Origin of the sequence: Ruminiclostridium hungatei, assembly GCF_002051585.1 — a bacterium.
GTDB lineage: Bacteria > Bacillota > Clostridia > Acetivibrionales > DSM-1351 > Ruminiclostridium > Ruminiclostridium hungatei.
Genome location: NZ_MZGX01000002.1, coordinates 117,178 through 133,336 on the forward strand (window position 1 = coordinate 117,178; position 16,159 = coordinate 133,336).

The 16,159-nt window shown below is 43.7% G+C and carries 15 protein-coding genes, 2 tRNA genes and 1 other RNA gene; 17 read left to right on the plus strand and 1 reads right to left on the minus strand.

What is annotated here, in order from left to right; genetic code table 11:
- Position 1: 1 nt before the first annotated feature.
- From CLHUN_RS01965 to metA, 3 genes are all read left to right on the plus strand, one after another.
- Positions 2-1,246 carry an MFS transporter gene (locus CLHUN_RS01965; RefSeq protein ID WP_242656410.1) on the plus strand — a complete coding sequence of 415 codons (1,245 nt, stop codon included), beginning with the start codon at positions 2-4 and terminating at the stop codon, positions 1,244-1,246.
- Between the two features lie 163 nt (positions 1,247-1,409).
- Positions 1,410-2,690: an O-acetylhomoserine aminocarboxypropyltransferase/cysteine synthase family protein gene (locus CLHUN_RS01970; protein ID WP_080062888.1), complete on the plus strand. Its 1,281-nt coding sequence runs from the start codon at positions 1,410-1,412 to the stop codon at positions 2,688-2,690.
- Between the two features lie 435 nt (positions 2,691-3,125).
- Positions 3,126-4,046, plus strand: coding sequence for a homoserine O-acetyltransferase MetA (metA, locus tag CLHUN_RS01980; protein WP_080062890.1), 921 nt, complete (start codon positions 3,126-3,128; stop codon positions 4,044-4,046).
- 265 nt (positions 4,047-4,311) lie between these two features.
- On the opposite strand, the gene CLHUN_RS01985 is transcribed toward metA, so the two are convergent.
- Positions 4,312-5,088, minus strand: coding sequence for a DUF6062 family protein (locus CLHUN_RS01985; RefSeq protein WP_080062891.1), 777 nt, complete (start codon positions 5,086-5,088; stop codon positions 4,312-4,314).
- Between the two features lie 206 nt (positions 5,089-5,294).
- Between CLHUN_RS01985 and CLHUN_RS01990 the strand changes: the two genes are divergently transcribed.
- From CLHUN_RS01990 to CLHUN_RS22345, 14 genes are all read left to right on the plus strand, one after another.
- Positions 5,295-6,179: a DNA-3-methyladenine glycosylase family protein gene (locus CLHUN_RS01990; protein ID WP_080062892.1), complete on the plus strand. Its 885-nt coding sequence runs from the start codon at positions 5,295-5,297 to the stop codon at positions 6,177-6,179.
- A gap of 96 nt (positions 6,180-6,275) precedes the next feature.
- Entirely contained in the window at positions 6,276-6,530 is a 255-nt protein-coding gene (locus CLHUN_RS01995; RefSeq protein WP_080062893.1) for a putative Se/S carrier protein, read from the plus strand.
- A 164-nt stretch (positions 6,531-6,694) separates the two neighbouring features.
- A non-coding RNA gene (gene ssrS / locus CLHUN_RS02000) (6S RNA) lies at positions 6,695-6,907 on the plus strand.
- 237 nt (positions 6,908-7,144) lie between these two features.
- Positions 7,145-7,885, plus strand: coding sequence for a serine O-acetyltransferase EpsC (epsC, locus tag CLHUN_RS02005; RefSeq protein WP_080062894.1), 741 nt, complete (start codon positions 7,145-7,147; stop codon positions 7,883-7,885).
- A gap of 165 nt (positions 7,886-8,050) precedes the next feature.
- Positions 8,051-9,436: a cysteine--tRNA ligase gene (gene cysS, locus CLHUN_RS02010; RefSeq protein ID WP_080062895.1), complete on the plus strand. Its 1,386-nt coding sequence runs from the start codon at positions 8,051-8,053 to the stop codon at positions 9,434-9,436.
- Between the two features lie 298 nt (positions 9,437-9,734).
- Positions 9,735-10,445 (plus strand): LytR/AlgR family response regulator transcription factor, encoded by a 711-nt coding sequence (locus CLHUN_RS02015; protein ID WP_080062896.1) that lies wholly within the window; start codon positions 9,735-9,737, stop codon positions 10,443-10,445.
- A 147-nt stretch (positions 10,446-10,592) separates the two neighbouring features.
- Positions 10,593-11,432, plus strand: coding sequence for a C40 family peptidase (locus CLHUN_RS02020; protein ID WP_080062897.1), 840 nt, complete (start codon positions 10,593-10,595; stop codon positions 11,430-11,432).
- A 189-nt stretch (positions 11,433-11,621) separates the two neighbouring features.
- On the plus strand, positions 11,622-12,380 hold the full coding sequence (locus CLHUN_RS02025) for an exodeoxyribonuclease III (protein WP_080062898.1): 759 nt from the start codon (positions 11,622-11,624) through the stop codon (positions 12,378-12,380).
- Between the two features lie 373 nt (positions 12,381-12,753).
- Entirely contained in the window at positions 12,754-13,173 is a 420-nt protein-coding gene (locus CLHUN_RS02030; RefSeq protein ID WP_080062899.1) for a Mini-ribonuclease 3, read from the plus strand.
- Positions 13,174-13,362: 189 nt separating this feature from the next.
- Entirely contained in the window at positions 13,363-14,370 is a 1,008-nt protein-coding gene (gene rlmB / locus CLHUN_RS02035; protein ID WP_080062900.1) for a 23S rRNA (guanosine(2251)-2'-O)-methyltransferase RlmB, read from the plus strand.
- A gap of 236 nt (positions 14,371-14,606) precedes the next feature.
- Entirely contained in the window at positions 14,607-15,251 is a 645-nt protein-coding gene (sigH, locus tag CLHUN_RS02040) for an RNA polymerase sporulation sigma factor SigH (RefSeq protein WP_080062901.1), read from the plus strand.
- A gap of 86 nt (positions 15,252-15,337) precedes the next feature.
- A tRNA-Gly gene (locus CLHUN_RS02045) sits at positions 15,338-15,411 on the plus strand.
- A gap of 135 nt (positions 15,412-15,546) precedes the next feature.
- A tRNA-Thr gene (locus CLHUN_RS02050) sits at positions 15,547-15,622 on the plus strand.
- Positions 15,623-15,975: 353 nt separating this feature from the next.
- On the plus strand, positions 15,976-16,140 hold the full coding sequence (locus tag CLHUN_RS22345; protein ID WP_207559124.1) for a hypothetical protein: 165 nt from the start codon (positions 15,976-15,978) through the stop codon (positions 16,138-16,140).
- Positions 16,141-16,159: the final 19 nt, after the last annotated feature.

Below are 16,159 nucleotides of genomic sequence, written 5' to 3' on the forward strand. Positions count from 1 at the left end.
TGTGGCAAGCTACGACGAAATAAACGTAAAAATAATCATAAATAATTATGATAATATTAAAAACAAAGCATTGCTGTATAAGGAGACATTCATGAAGCAAACAAGGAAAGCAAGTATAGCCTTACTGTGCAACCAGATGATGTTGATGGCAATGATTCTGACATCTACAGGACTGGCCTTGCCCAGACTTAAGGAAGAGATAGGCCTGACCTCGCTACAGCAGGGAAGCCTGGTCAGCATACAATACTTTGGTTTTACAATGGCAGTATTGCTGGGAGGACTTCTGTTTGACAGGTTCGGCAAGCTTGGGATATTAAGCCTGTCCTTGGGGATAATAGGCCTTTCGGCTTTTTTATTCGGCTCGGCCGCAAACTACTGGATGGCAGTGACCGGAGTTATTCTGATCGGTGCCTTTGGAAGCATCGCCCAGAATGGGATTACATATCTGTCAACAAATTACAATCCTGGAAAAGCAGAAAAGATTAACGCCTTTGTCCAGTTGTTTTTTACAGCAGGTGCGGTACTTACTCCGGTTATAATGCTCATTCTGCTTAAGCTGTTTGACAATTGGAGATATGCGTATCATATCATAGGCATATGCTGCATTGTTATAGCATTTGCAACCCTTTTATACAGGGAAGAGAAAGCACCTGAGGCAGAAGTGGGGAAGAACAGTCCGGGGGTATACCTGACAGCCCTGAAAAACCCCTCATACCTGATTGCGCCCTTTGCCCTGTTTTTTTATGTGGGTGCCGAGATAGGCATATGGGGCTTTGCGCCTATTTACTTTGAGAATCAGGGTTATGGAAGGATTTCAGGAATACTGGCCAGCATACTTATCTGGGTTTCAATGCTTGCAGGGAGGATTATTTCGGTCAGGCTCCTGAGAAAACATAATATGGTGAGGCTTCTCATTGCAAACGGTATTCTTGCAGTTGCGGCACTGACGGGGGTCATATTTTCGGGGCAGACTGCCGCAATTGTCTTAATCGGCATATCAGGCTTTGCTTTTGCGCCGTTTTACCCTTTGCTGGTTACCTGGATAACCACCATAACCGGAGATAAGAGCAGCAGTGCCCTTGCACTGACAATGGCTTTTGGCTCAATGGGTGCCGTACTGGCGGGCTGGCTTTCGGGAATGGTGGTTGACACCTGGGGAGCGGGATATATTACGGTAATACCGGCTGTTTCGGTAATGGCAGTTATAATCCTGTTATGGGTCTTCAGAAATAAAAAGGCCCTATGATTCTGCTGGTTACTGAGGTATAACTCATCAGGCGAAAAAATTATAAGTAAATTTATCAAGAGAATAATAATTGTGTATTGACTTAATTGGTAAACAAAGGTATATTATTATCAATATATTATTAAACTTATATTAATACTAGGAATTAACAGGAGGTGGCCATATGAGCCGTAAGTTAAGTTTTGATACTTTACAGGTACATGCCGGGCAGGAAGTGGATCCTACCACGAGATCAAGGGCAGTTCCCATATACCAGACAACATCCTATGTTTTTGAAAATGCTGAAAATGCAGCAGATTTGTTCGGTCTGAGAGCTTCTGGAAATATTTATACCAGAATAATGAACCCCACAAATGATGTATTTGAAAAAAGAATAGCAGCCTTGGAGGGCGGTTCTGCGGCTCTGGCAGTAGCGTCGGGTTCTGCGGCAATTACTTACTCCGTTCTGAACCTTGCCGGAGCAGGAGACAACATTGTAGCGGCAAATACTTTATATGGCGGTACTTATAATCTCTTTGCGGTCACTCTCCCCAGATACGGAGTAAAAACAACCTTCGTCAATCCGGATGAAGTTAAAAACTTTGAACAGGCAATAGATGATAAAACCAAGGCAATATTCATTGAGTCCATAGGAAATCCAAACGCCAACATAATAGACATTGAAGCTGTTGCAGCCATTGCCCACAGGAATGGGATTCCCCTTATCGTTGACAATACCTTTGGAACACCTTATCTGGTGAGACCAATAGAGTTTGGCGCCGATGTGGTTGTTCACTCGGCAACCAAATTTATCGGCGGCCACGGAACTTCCATCGGAGGCGTGATAGTGGACGGAGGAAAGTTTGACTATGCGGCCAGCGGAAAATTCCCCGGCTTTACACAGCCCGATGAAAGCTATCACGGAGTAGTATATTCACAGCTTGGCGGGGTTGCCTTTGTCACAAAGACAAGAGTCCAGCTCCTCAGGGATACGGGAGCGGCAATCAGCCCGTTTAATTCATTCCTGTTTATACAAGGGCTGGAAACCCTGTCGCTGAGAGTGGAACGGCATGTAAGCAACTCTAAGAAAATTGCCGAGTATCTGGAAAAGCATCCTCTTGTTGAATGGGTGAACTATCCCAGTCTCAAGAGCAACAAATATTACGAGTTGGCTCAGAAGTATGTTCCAAAAGGTGCCGGTTCCATATTCACCTTTGGAATAAAGGGAGGAATTGAAGAAGCTAAGAAGCTTATTGACAGTCTTGAAATATTTTCACTGCTGGCAAATGTTGCCGATGCAAAATCCCTGGTTATTCATCCTGCCACGACCACACATTCCCAGCTCTCCGAAAATGATCTTTTGGAATCGGGAGTCACACCAAATACCATACGCCTTTCAGTAGGTATAGAAGATGCGGATGACTTGATTTATGACCTTGGCCAGGCCTTGGAGAAGATAAAATAACAAACTTTACGTATTTGTCTAAAAATACAGGAGCTGCCGACAAAAAGAAAACAATTGTAATATTTGCTTAAAGCATGGATCGCGAGCATATGTTACACTTGGTGTCCTTTTGCGGCAGCTCTTTGGTTATGGGGAAAACCGGGGGCTTTTGAATTAAATGGTTATGTGTTAACAGTTGACATTTTATTTCTTAATTATATAATTTATATCATCAGTAAAAACGACCTTGTGATTTACAGTAAAAATGCAAATTTGGTCATGCCTTGCCAGGCTCACGGCAAGCGCGGTTCAGCTGAGTATTTGTGAGCGGAAAGGCCTGGGTAAGCAGCGTGAAAGATACATGTGGCAAGTCAAAGTGGATTTCACGCAGCGAAAGCCACTACGTGCCTTTCATTACTATTTGTGTACGCGCTATGCGCGTAGATGGGAGATAATATGCCTATTAGAATACCGGATAATTTACCTGCTGCTGAAATACTGAATAATGAGAATATATTTGTCATGTTTGAGGACCGTGCATATCATCAGGATATCAGGCCTCTTAAAATAGTGATACTGAATCTGATGCCTACAAAGATAACAACTGAAACACAGCTTCTGAGATTGATAGGAAATACCCCGCTGCAGATTGAAACGGTATTGCTGTATCCGGCATCCCATGTCTCAAAAAACACTCCCGAGGAGCATTTGATGGAGTTTTACAAAACCTTCGAGGAGATACGGAATGAACATTTTGACGGTTTGATAATAACGGGTGCACCAGTGGAACAACTGCCTTACGAGCAGGTGAATTATTGGGAGGAGCTTACCAGAATCATGGACTGGAGCCTGACGAACGTGTACTCCACCTTACATATCTGCTGGGGGGCGCAGGCGGGGCTCTATTACCACTACGGTATACCAAAACATGACCTTCCGAACAAAATGTTCGGAGTTTTTCCCCACAACAAGAGCAAGGAGCATGTAAAACTTCTCAGGGGCTTTGATGATATTTTCTACGTGCCGCATTCCAGATACACGGAGATAAGAAAAGAAGATATTTGCAAGGTCAGCCGGCTTGAGATTTTATCGGAATCGGAAGAAGCAGGTGTATATCTGGTCGCTTCAAAGGACGGCAGGCATATTTTTGCTACCGGTCACAGCGAATATGATCCGTCGACTTTAAAGGACGAATATGTGAGAGATGTGGAAAAGGGTCTTGAAATAAATGTACCCAGGAACTATTTTCCCGGGGATGATCCCTGCAAGCCGCCCGTAGTCAGATGGAGGGGCCATGGAAACCTTTTGTTCCTGAATTGGCTGAATTATTATGTATATCAGGAAACACCTTATGACTTGTCAAAAATCGGTAAGTAGTCGAAGGAGTTGACAGGACTTTTTATTACCTATGAGCACCTTAAGGGTTATAACAATCCAAATCATTTTCGTCTTAAGTGTCCGGTGTCAATCCAGGTCTGGTATTCCGGACACCTGGTAGTGCAGTCATTTCGACGTTGATTGCTGTGCCAGGGGGAGGACCGGTACAGGATGGGGATGGGGTGGCAATCTTTCCCGGTGCTCATAGGTCAGATAGAAATATCTATCTACTTTACATAATATTTAAGACAACACTTAAATGTTACTATTTCAGGTCACTGTTTCCTCTTATTTTTTGAATGCTTCTTATAACCGCATCCTTTGAATTTCCCCAGGGTGCATCGTTAAACCTGTAATCGAATTTCTTTGTAAACCAGTCAACTTCCTTTTCAATCCGCTCCAAATTGGCAAGCTGCATTTCCATCAGATTCCTGGTGAATATTGCAGTTTCATTGGCATTAAGATACTTTTTGGATGCGGAAAGCAATTGTTTCATATGCCTGAGACAAAAGCCCTTCTTTCCATGAAATTTCGCTCTGAATTCCGGCTCCTTGAAGTAAAGATAGAAGATAACATCAATATATCTGTCCATGGTGTGTTCAAGCTTACGGCAAATAGCACAATTGTCCTCAATATAGTCAAGCTGTGCAACAAGCTCTGCTACAAGCTTTTCGGAATCGGTCTGCTTTGAGGAAAGCCTGTTGGACAGGTTTTTCACCAGAGATGCGGAGGCATCCTTTTCCAGGGCTGATAATTTGCCTTCATAAAGCTTTTTCATAGCGCCGATTTTTTCCTGAAGAAAGGTATCTATCATCAAAGCCAGGCCAAGACGATTGACCTGTTTGTTATACATAGCCTCATAGTGCCTGGTGCAGAAGCCCAGATCGTTGGTTTCCTGCCTCTTGTCAGGTTCCATCAGGGCAGGGCCCAGGGCGTAATCCACACTTTCCTCCTCCAGCTTTTTCTCCATCACGCAGAGGGGACACTCGCAGTCTACTGCAAAGGCATCTGTTACAGGTATTGTGTAAATCTTTTCCTTCATATGCATTCTCCCAAGTATATTTTTAAACAATATATTGACATTTACTCTGTTTTGCAAGATGTATTACAATATTGAATTATACCACTTTAATTATAATTGGGGTACTATTATCAACTTACCCGTAGAAAAATGATTTAACATGTCATAAAAGGGTAAAAACCTAATAGCATTTACAACAGACGGTTTTGAGAGAAGGGGAGATTCAGATGGATTACAGGGGTTATTGGCTTGAGGAAAAGGGCGGTTGCCTGAGTGTAAAGAATATCAGGGATTTTAATCTGACACATATATTTGAGTGTGGTCAATGTTTCAGGTGGATAAGGCTTCAGGACGGGAGCTACCAGGGGGTTGTCAGGGGGAAAAGTGCCAGGGTAAGCCAGGAGGGAGATGTGCTGTATATTGAGAATTCCTGTATACAGGATTTTATTGACATATGGTTTGACTACTTTGATCTGGGTACGGATTATTCCGGTATAAAGTCAGCTCTGGAAAAGGACCCCATCATGAGGGAGGCAATAGAAACGGGCTATGGAATAAGGATTCTCAGGCAGGATTTCTGGGAGATGCTGATTTCCTTTATAATTTCCGCCAACAACATGATTCCGAGAATAATGAAGACCGTGGAGTCCTTGTCAATGCTCAAGGGAGAACGGATCGGGGCCGAAGGGCAGCATTACGGGTTTCCCGGTATGGAAGCCCTTGCAGCAGCTACCCTGGAGGAATTGCAGCAGTGCAAGGCGGGTTTCAGGTGCAAATACATTTTAGGGACTTCCCGCCTTATGCAGGACGGAAAGATTACCGCCGAAGGTCTGGGAGGTATGGATACGGATGGGGCCAGAAAAGCCCTTATGACCTTGCCGGGAGTGGGTCCGAAGGTTGCCGACTGTATACTGCTATTCAGCGGAGTGAAGTTTGATGTCTTTCCTACGGATGTCTGGGTCAAAAGAGTAATGGAGGAGCTTTACTTCAAAAGGGAAGCAGGCCTTAAGGAAATACAGCAGCTTGCAGACAGCAATTTTGGCGGGCTTAAGGGCTATGCCCAGCAGTACCTGTTTTACCATGCAAGGCTTAACAGAATAGGGATGTCTTAGTGATTCAGACGGAACTTTTTACTGTCTGCAGCTATATTATGTAGTATGGCAGCAAGAGTGGCACATAATATAATTTTGAGCAGACGGAGTGGTTTTATGAAGTGCATAGCAATATTGGAAACAGGTAATTATGTATATAAGCTGGAATCCGCTCTTGAGAGAAAAGGATATAAATTCGATGTAGTATCGACTCCATGCAATGTGGCCAAAGGCGGGTGCGGTCTGTGCCTGAAATTCCCAGAGGAGTACCTGCCGGTTGTGAGGAACGAGGCAGCATTGTGCAATATGCCTATCAAGGCCATATACAGGATTATTCCGGGCTTTAGCAAAAACAAATACCAAAGGATTTAGCAAATAAATTAAATGTGAGATAGATAACAGAAGATAGTGAGAGATAGATTCTCCTAATAATTTTTTTAAATATTTTACATTACAGGTCACAGGTGCTATAATAGGGCTATAAAGCAGTAAACAATAGGATTTGAGTTATTACGGCTTATCAATAAAGTTAATAAGTTATCCTGAAATGAGCGAATAAAACCTTTTATTTTGAACCTACATCTGTAATAAGGGAGTCTGCTGTTTGGTGTACCATGTCAGGCCTTGGGTAATTCCGACACACGGCGTGAACGATGTGCAACGGCGAAGGAAGACTGAAGATACCACCGGGACACCCACCTAGCTTGGGCTAGGTGTCAAAATACTGGGGACGCCATTTTGGGAATTAATTAAAGCATAGGGGGGCAGAAATGCCCCTTCGCTTTGCTCAAAAAACCTGACTCAACCTACTTATTTATGTACTTATTTACATAGAATTTTAAAACTGTTAAAATGTCTATAACCGATATGATGATATTCAAATTGTTGTTTAAAATACACAGGCTGATATTAAAAATATAATTTGGGTACTAATGAGAATATAATTATATGTGTATTTTTGAAAACATAAATAGAAGGAAGGTAATATGGGCAATTTACTAGATGATGCCAGATTAATAGCAAGCCGTGACCCCGCTGCAAAAAGTACCCTTGAAGTAATTCTGCTTTATCCCGGGTTTCATGCGCTGGTTTATCATAAGGCGGCTCGTTGGTTTTACAAAAAGAAAAGATTTTTTATAGCCAGGTTCATATCACAGTTTGCCAGGCTATTGACAGGCATAGAAATCCATCCGGGCGCCAAGATAGGCAGGGGGTTGTTTATCGACCACGGGATGGGTGTTGTAATAGGTGAATCGGCTGAAATCGGAGATAATTGTACAATATACCATGGAGTGACTCTGGGAGGAACAGGCAAGGACAAAGGCGCAAAAAGACATCCAACTGTGGGTAACAATGTCCTTATAGGTGCTGGTGCAAAGGTTCTTGGCCCTTTTAAGATAGGGGACAATTCCACCATTGGTGCAAATACATTTGTGGCCTTTGAGGTTGAGCCATATTCGACGGTTGTGGGTGTTAAGGGCAGGACTGTCAAAAAAGGCGACAAGAGAGTGGTCAGTCCTTCGGAATCCCTTGACCAGATACATATGCCCGACCCAATTTCGCAGGAAATATGCAGGCTGGAAAGCAGGCTTTCGCATATTGAGCAAAATTGCCGCATAACGGGAGAAGAGAGCTTGTGTGCAAAGAGGAAGACCGGTGACCGCAAGGGCGGCAATAATGACAATGAGGGCGATGCTGTTAATGCCGGTGCAGATGACAACAAGTAGTTAAGAGGACAGGGAGATTTACGATTTAACTGTTTTTAGATTATGAGGTTATTGCTTAGAAATCAATGTTTTAAGCGGCATTGTTTTAAAAGGCATGTTTTAGAAGGTTATTGTTTTAAAAAGATATATATTTTACCGCGTTAAAGCACGGGAATGGAGGTACGGATGAAGGTTTACAATACGCTTACCAGAAAAAAAGAGGAATTTAAGCCGATTAATGATAAAGAGGTAAGAATTTATTCATGCGGTCCCACGGTGTATAACTTTGCCCATATCGGGAATTTAAGGACCTATATATTCATGGATATGCTCAGAAGAGTGCTGGAATATAACGGCTATGCCTTGAAGCACGCTATGAACATAACAGATGTAGGCCACCTGGTATCCGATGAGGACGACGGTGAAGACAAAATGCTCAAGGGTGCCCGTGAGCAGAAGAAAACTCCCTGGGAAATTGCCGAGTATTACACCGGTGTATTCATGAAGGATATAAAGGCTTTAAACATAGAGGTGCCTGAGATAGTACCCAAGGCTACCGAACACATATCTGAAATGCTGGATTTCGTAAATGGCCTTGTAGACAAGGGCTTTGGCTATGAAACCAGCGACGGCATTTATTTTGACATACAAAAATTCCAGTCTTATGGAAAGCTGTCAAAGGCCAATCTGGAAGAACAGATTGCAGGAGCTAGGGTCGAAGTCAATGAGGAGAAGCGCCACCCGGCAGATTTCGCCCTGTGGAAGAAGGCCCCCAAGGAGCATATAATGCAGTGGCCCAGCCCCTGGGGAATGGGGTATCCCGGCTGGCATATCGAGTGTTCCGCCATGGGCCGCAAATACCTGGGCGATGTATTTGATATTCATACAGGTGGAGTTGACCACATTCCGGTACACCACGAAAATGAAATAGCACAGTCAGAAGCGCTTCTGGAGAAGCCTGCCGTCAACTATTGGATGCATGGCGAATTTATGATGGTCAATAACGGAAAGATGTCAAAGAGCCTGGGCAATACCTATACCATAGAGGACCTTAAAAAGAAGGGTTTTGACCCTTTGGCCTTCAGATATATGTGCCTTAATGCACATTACAGGAACAAGCTCAACTTTACCTGGGAGGTAATGCAGTCGGTGCAGGTGGCCTATGACAGGTTTGTGGAGGGTGCTCTTGCCCACAAGGATGGGGAGGAAACCGTGGAGGCTGCTGTTATTAATGAATTCCTCAATGATTTTGAAGAGGCCATAAATGATGACCTGAACATACCAAAAGCACTGGGAATAGCGTGGAATGCAGTGAGGTACGGCAGGAAGTCCCGTCAGATATATGAGTTGCTGAATAAAATGAACAAAATATTCGGGTTTGATTTCAGCAGGAAGAGCAGTGAGGAAAAAGAACCTGAAATCAGCCAGGAGGTTCAGAAGCTGATAGAGGAAAGACAGCAGGCCAGGACGGAAAAGAACTGGAAGCGCTCCGATGAGATAAGAGATGAGCTTAAGGCAAGGGGTATTGTTGTTGAGGACACAGCCTCCGGGCCAAAGGTGAAATATATATAGTTGCTTGTAATTCAAGATGAATAAGCTTTTCAAGGAAAACAGGGCAGGCTCGGATCAGCAGATAAATGCGTGAGGTGAGGGCCCTGTTTTTTTGTGCCAGGGATAATTTGCAGCTTAAAAATATCACTTTAGTAAACTATGGAATTGTAATATGGTTAAAGCTATTGTATAATATTTCCATATTAGTAATCTTAAGGTTTAAATTGTTATTTATGCACCTGTAAAGCCTATTTATCTGAAGAATATAGCATAGACCTCAGAGAAATGACTTGAAATTTTTCAATAAGGGGGTAAAACGGTGAATATAGCAGTATTCGATTGCGTTCCGAGGGACAGGGCCACACTCTCGGAATATATAAAAAGATTTTGCTCTGAGCAGCTTTGCGACTGTCATATCGACGAATACGGCAGTTGTGAGGAACTGCTGGAGGTCATCACTCCGGATGCTTATCATATGGTGTTTCTGGATATGTATGAGTCGGCAGAAAGAGGGATAGAATGTGCAAAGCGCATCCGGAAAATTGATGCCAATGTTATTCTGGTATTTCTGACAGAGCTTGAACCGCATTTCCGGGAGGGATATGAGCTGGGAGTCAGAAGCTATCTTGTCAAACCCATGGAAGAAAGCAGTGTAAGGTCGTCCATAAGGCGTTCAACAAAATCAAACAACTGCCAGAGCCTGGAGGTATTATCCGAAAACGCCGCAGTGAAAGTGCCTGTACAAAGCATACAGTATATTGAGAATTCAAGCGAAGTGAGCGTGATACATACAGATGATTTTCTCATTAAAACCAGAGCAGGGCTGGATGAACTGTTAAGCAGGCTGGACAGCAGAAAATTCATAAAGTGCCACCCTAACTTTCTGGTAAATACCAACTCTGTCATAAAACTCAATGAAAACAGCTTTATGATACGAAGCGGACAGGAGATACCTATCTGCCTGCCTGACAAGAACAGGATGCTTGAAAAATATTTCTCGTTTGATATATCCCTGCTGCTCAAGGCATGAGCAGCAGGCGGGAGCTGCAATTGACATGGCAGGTTATTAAAAATTCAATAATACGATAACATGCAGTTTGTCTTCCTCATATCATGTAGATATGAAACAGAAATCAAACAAATATGAAAAAGCAGAATAGGGGAAGGGTGGATAGCATTGAACAAGCTGCAGGAGTTTTTGGCAATAATCAATTCAAAGATAGGAGCGGGCTACGTCTATGGGGGACAAAGCGGGCAGCCCCTGACAAAAGAAGCGCTGGCAAAGCTGGTAAATACCTTTGGCAGGTCCAAATATTATTATAGCAACTATTCCGCTGAAAAGTGGATAGGTTATCAATACTTTGACTGTTCGGGACTTATAGTTTATACACTGCGCAGGATGGGTCTGATTCCCGCCGTTGCGGACTATTCTGCCCAGAGTATCTACTCTGTTTTATGCAGGCCGGTCAACAGAAGTCAACTGAGACCCGGTGACCTTTGCTTCAAAAATACAGACAACTCGGGGATAGTCCACTGCGGGGTGTACACCGGAGACAACAGGATTACCCATGCCCGGGGAACCTTTTACGGTGTTGTCAATACACAGGTTTTCGATACCTTCAATAGCTTCGGGCGGCTCAAATATTTTTCCGAGGATTATAACGATACTAAAATAAGCTTTGAGGAAGCAGTCAAAACTGTTCCTGCGGCCACAACCATATATGATTTGCCCGATGAGACCTCAGCGGCCGTCGGCAGGCTGGAGGCAGGAGGCACAGCCAACATACAGGCTGTTTTAAACGGCAGTTGGTATATGGTGCCGCTTAAGGGAAAGTCGGGATATATTAAAATCAAGCCACTTACCGACAATGAAGAGCTTATTGGGGCGCTGGAATTCATCAGTCAGAAATCAGGCATAGACAAAAATTATTGGTATAAGCAGGCTATGAATGTAAAGTGGCTGGATGTGTGTTTTATAAAAATTGCTCAAGGCTTTGGCGGGCCTGGAAAAAAATAGCCGGGAACTGGTGTTTGTGGCGGGAGACAGGCTGTGCTATACTATAGATCAGGAATTAAGTACATAACCTCATTTTTTAAATGCACCTGCTGGTGATTCACAGCCGGCATTTGTTGGTATACAATTCTGTAGTGATATTCTGACTTAAAAACTGCAACTTAAAATATAAAAATATCGGGAGATAAACATATGCTAAAGCTTATTTCATGGAATGTAAACGGCCTGAGGGCATGTATGGACAAAGGTTTTTTGGACTTTTTCAAGCAGTCGGATGCGGATATTTTCTGCATTCAGGAAAGTAAGCTTCAGGAAGGGCAGATAGAACTTGGGCTTGAGGGTTATCACCAGTTCTGGAACTATGCCGTGAAAAAGGGCTACTCAGGGACTGCCGTGTTTACCAGGACAAAGCCCATTGCATCTTCCTGCGGTATAGGCCTGGAGGAGCATGACAATGAAGGGCGTGTCATTACCTTGGAATTTGAGTCCTTTTATCTTGTTAATGTATACACACCAAATTCCAAGCGGGAGCTTGAAAGATTGGATTACAGGATGAAATGGGAGGATGATTTCAGGTCTTATCTGAAGGAATTGGAAAAGAAAAAACCTGTAATTTTATGCGGGGATTTGAATGTTGCCCACAGGGAGATAGATTTGAAAAACCCCAAGACCAACAGAACCAGTGCGGGGTTTACCGACCAGGAACGGGAAAAATTTTCCCGACTGCTGGACAATGGCTTTATTGATACCTTCAGGGCTATATATCCCGACAAGACCGGAGCATATACCTGGTGGTCATACATGTTCAAGGCCAGAGAGAAAAACGCAGGCTGGAGAATTGACTACTTCTGTGTTTCGGAGTGTCTCAAGGATATGGTTAACGATGCATATATATATTCTGAAACCATGGGCTCTGATCATTGCCCCGTGGGACTTGAGCTTCAGCTTTGATTTTACCGGAGTCAGTTGCGGTTCGGAGCCTTCGCCTTCCAAAAGCCAACAAGTTGTCTCTGAATTATGCCTTTAAGCTGGCTTTGAATTATCCTGTGTTATGCAGGTTAAATTATTCACAACGTGGATGAGCCTATTTTAAACATATACACAGATTAGTCCACATTATCCACAGATTACATGTCCACATTATGAATAAATTGTGGAAAAGGAAGGTATTATCATAGATATATGGAGGTTTGGCCTGAATTCAGGCCTTTCTCCTGTGGATAATCACAGAGGCTCCATAAATAAATTTTGTTTTAACTGCTATAACTTTAGTGTATAATAGCAAGGAAAAGAATTAGAATCTGAGTTATAGTCTGGAGACAATATGTTTGAAGATATTATAGGCAAAATGCGGGGAGATTTTGACATAAAGCCCATGGAAGTCATGAATCTTCAGCCTTTGGTGCTCGCATATATAGGTGATGCGGTCTACGAAACCTATATCCGCACCATGCTCGTTGTAAACAAAAAAACAAATGTTAACACCCTTCATAAAATGTCGGTAAATTATGTTAAGGCAAAGGCACAGTCCGACATTGTCAGGCGCATAATGGACAAGCTGAATCCGGACGAGCAGGATGTGGTAAGGCGAGGCCGCAATGCCAAGTCCGTAACTGTGCCCAAGCATGCAGAAATAACGGACTATCGTTATTCTACAGGGTTTGAGGCACTGATAGGCTATTTATATCTTATAAATCAAACAGACAGATTGCTGGAAATATTGAGGCTTTCGGTGGAAGCATAGCCGAGCTTCAGATAAAAATTCCTGGAAATCAGCAGATACAGGCACATATAGGCAGATACGAGTAGATACGAGCAGATGCAGACAGATACAAGCGGCAAGCAGATATAGACAAATATGGTCAAATACAGGCAGTAAACAGAAAATATATTACCGCTGCGGCGGATACAGTCATATGACTTGGGAGGAAACATGGCAGCAGATAAAAGACAGGGGAACAGCACAGCCGGAGAAAGAAGAGGCTCCTTTGGAGATAGAAGGGGCCCGGAAACGGATTCTGACAGAAGAAATTCCTTTGATAAACGGGGACCAAGGCCGGAGCAGAACAGGCGAGGAGCCAGAGCCGGAAAACCGGATGCAGGCAATAGAACCCGGGCGGAAAAAGGCCCCAGGGATTTTGGCGAAAAAAGAATTCCCAGAGAGCCGAAGCTGGAGGCAGAGGTTCAGGAGGAGCAGCTTGGGGATAGTGACAAGCTGGAAGGCAGAAATTCCGTTCTGGAGGCTTTAAAGGCCGGCAGGACCATAAATAAGCTATTTGTAATAAAAGGTGAACGTGAAGGTTCTATACGTCAGATAGTGGCAATGGCGAGACAGAAGGGCATAATAGTAACCGAGGTTGAAAAGAGTGCCCTTGACAGTATGTCCACCTCCAGGTCGCATCAGGGGGTAATTGCTTTTGTTGCCGTAAAGGAATATGTGGAAGTTGACGACATTCTGCAGGCTGCACGTGAAAAAGGACAGCCTCCTTTTATCATTATTCTGGATGAAATAGCAGATCCCCACAATTTTGGTGCTATTCTCAGAACTGCCAATGCTGTCGGAGCACATGGCATAATTATTCCAAAGAGAAGAGCCATCGGCCTGACTTCCGCCGTATCAAAGGCATCAGCCGGGGCTGTGGAATATGTACCAGTATCAAGAGTTACAAATATTGCACAGACTATAGAATATTTAAAGAAAAACAATGTGTGGGTGGTGGGTACCGACGCCACCGGTGATAAAGCGTTTTACGAGAGCGATCTCAAAGGCCCCATGGCGCTGGTGGTGGGAAGTGAAGGAGAGGGCATGGGCAAGCTCATCCGTGAAAAATGTGATTTTGTTGTAAATATCCCCATGCAGGGAGAAATAAGCTCCTTGAATGCTTCGGTTGCAGCAGCAATTGTAATGTACGAGATATTGAAGCAAAGGGGAAGGTCCTGACAGGTAAAAAATAACTGAATATGAAAACAGCCGGTGAGGTGTGTATAAAAACAAGCCTCTGATGAAGAGCAATACAATACGGCAAATGTTTCACCTGACATATGTAAGAAGCCGGATAGAATTTGCAAGGGGGAAGTAAAGCTTGACACAGTATGGGTAGTCTCATATAATTTAATATGAGTATCTATCTCTATTTTAACATTCTTTAACGAGCCGAAAAAGTGGGGGCAACTGCATTGAAAATTAACGTGAGGGCTGAGGCCTATCAAACCTATACAGGAATGATAGATGAGGATGTAATACAAGAGGCAAAGGCAGGCAGTGAAAATGCACTGGAGTATCTTATAAACAAATATAAGAGCTTTGTCCGGGCTAAGGCGAGAACATATTTTCTCATCGGTGCCGACCGCGAGGATATCATTCAGGAAGGCATGATCGGTTTGTTTAAGGCAATCAGAGACTACAAAGGGGACAAGCTGTCTTCTTTCAGAGCCTTTGCCGAGCTTTGCATAACCCGACAGATTATTACTGCCATAAAAACTGCTACCAGGCAAAAGCATATACCTTTAAATTCCTATGTATCTCTTAACAAGCCGATTTTTGATGAAGAATCCGACAGAACTCTGATGGATGTCATCAGCGAGGAGAATATCAGCGACCCTGAAGAGCTTTTGATAAACAGGGAGGAGTTTCTGGGCATAGAGAATAAGATGGGCGAAATATTGAGCTCTCTGGAATGGGAGGTTTTGACCTCTTATCTTGAAGGCAAGTCTTATCAGGAGATAGCAGAAGATTTGGACAGGCATGTCAAGTCGATAGATAACGCGCTACAACGAGTAAAACGTAAATTGGAGAAATATCTAGAAGAACAGAAGGCATAATCTTAAAAAACGGGCTAAAATGCGACTAGACGAGTGAACAAAAAACATGCTATAATACCCTAGTCTATTAGCCTGCTACATAAAGTGCGGGTGTAGTTCAATGGTAGAACATCAGCTTCCCAAGCTGATTGCGTGGGTTCGATTCCCATCACCCGCTCCAGTTTTAAAACAAGAAGTTTTGATTGGCAAATTCCTGACGTAATGGAAAACTGTTTAGAAATCGAACCTGAGAGGGCTCGAACGGAAGACAAAGCAGGCGTGATTCCCATCACCTGCTCCAAACAATTTGATACAGGCTCCCATAGCTCAGTTGGCAGAGCGCATCCATGGTAAGGATGAGGTCTCCAGTTCGAATCTGGATGGGAGCTCCAAAAGGAAATACCTCCGACGAAAGTCCGGAGGTATTTCCTTTTTGTGCTCTCTGTTCTAAATTGGAATGCAGACCTTAATGCGTATTGTGCTGCGCTCTGCCGGCAGAGCCAGCGAAGCAAAAAGCGAGCAATACAAGGAAAGCAAGCATGGAGGAGCGTAACGTATGCCATACGTGAGCACCGGAGATGCGCAGCATGACGAAGTAGGGCGAAGGTTTTTGAGAGCGGAGCATTCATGGTAAGGGTGAGGTCTGGTTCGAATCTGGATGGGAGCTCCAAAAGGAAATACCTCCGACGAAAATCCGGAGGTATTTCCTTTTTGTGCTCTGTTCTGAATTGGAATGCAGACCTTAATGCGTATTGTGCTGCGCTCTGCCGGCAGAGCCTGCGAAGCAAAAAGCAAGCAATACAAGGAAAGCAAGTGTCGAGGAGCGGAACGTATGAGATACGTGAGTACCGGAGATGCGCAGCATGACGAAGTAGTGCGAAGGTTTTTGAGAGCAGAACATCTATGGTAAGGATGAGGCCGAGTTCCAC

Coding starts and splice junctions, on each gene's coding strand:
- CLHUN_RS01970 (WP_080062888.1), top strand. CDS start 1,410: ATGAGCCGTAAGTTAAGTTTTGATACTTTACAGGTACATGCCGGGCAG.
- metA (WP_080062890.1), top strand. CDS start 3,126: ATGCCTATTAGAATACCGGATAATTTACCTGCTGCTGAAATACTGAAT.
- CLHUN_RS01985 (WP_080062891.1), bottom strand. CDS start 5,088: ATGAAGGAAAAGATTTACACAATACCTGTAACAGATGCCTTTGCAGTA.
- CLHUN_RS01990 (WP_080062892.1), top strand. CDS start 5,295: ATGGATTACAGGGGTTATTGGCTTGAGGAAAAGGGCGGTTGCCTGAGT.
- CLHUN_RS01995 (WP_080062893.1), top strand. CDS start 6,276: ATGAAGTGCATAGCAATATTGGAAACAGGTAATTATGTATATAAGCTG.
- epsC (WP_080062894.1), top strand. CDS start 7,145: ATGGGCAATTTACTAGATGATGCCAGATTAATAGCAAGCCGTGACCCC.
- cysS (WP_080062895.1), top strand. CDS start 8,051: ATGAAGGTTTACAATACGCTTACCAGAAAAAAAGAGGAATTTAAGCCG.
- CLHUN_RS02025 (WP_080062898.1), top strand. CDS start 11,622: ATGCTAAAGCTTATTTCATGGAATGTAAACGGCCTGAGGGCATGTATG.
- CLHUN_RS02030 (WP_080062899.1), top strand. CDS start 12,754: ATGTTTGAAGATATTATAGGCAAAATGCGGGGAGATTTTGACATAAAG.
- rlmB (WP_080062900.1), top strand. CDS start 13,363: ATGGCAGCAGATAAAAGACAGGGGAACAGCACAGCCGGAGAAAGAAGA.
- CLHUN_RS22345 (WP_207559124.1), top strand. CDS start 15,976: ATGCGTATTGTGCTGCGCTCTGCCGGCAGAGCCTGCGAAGCAAAAAGC.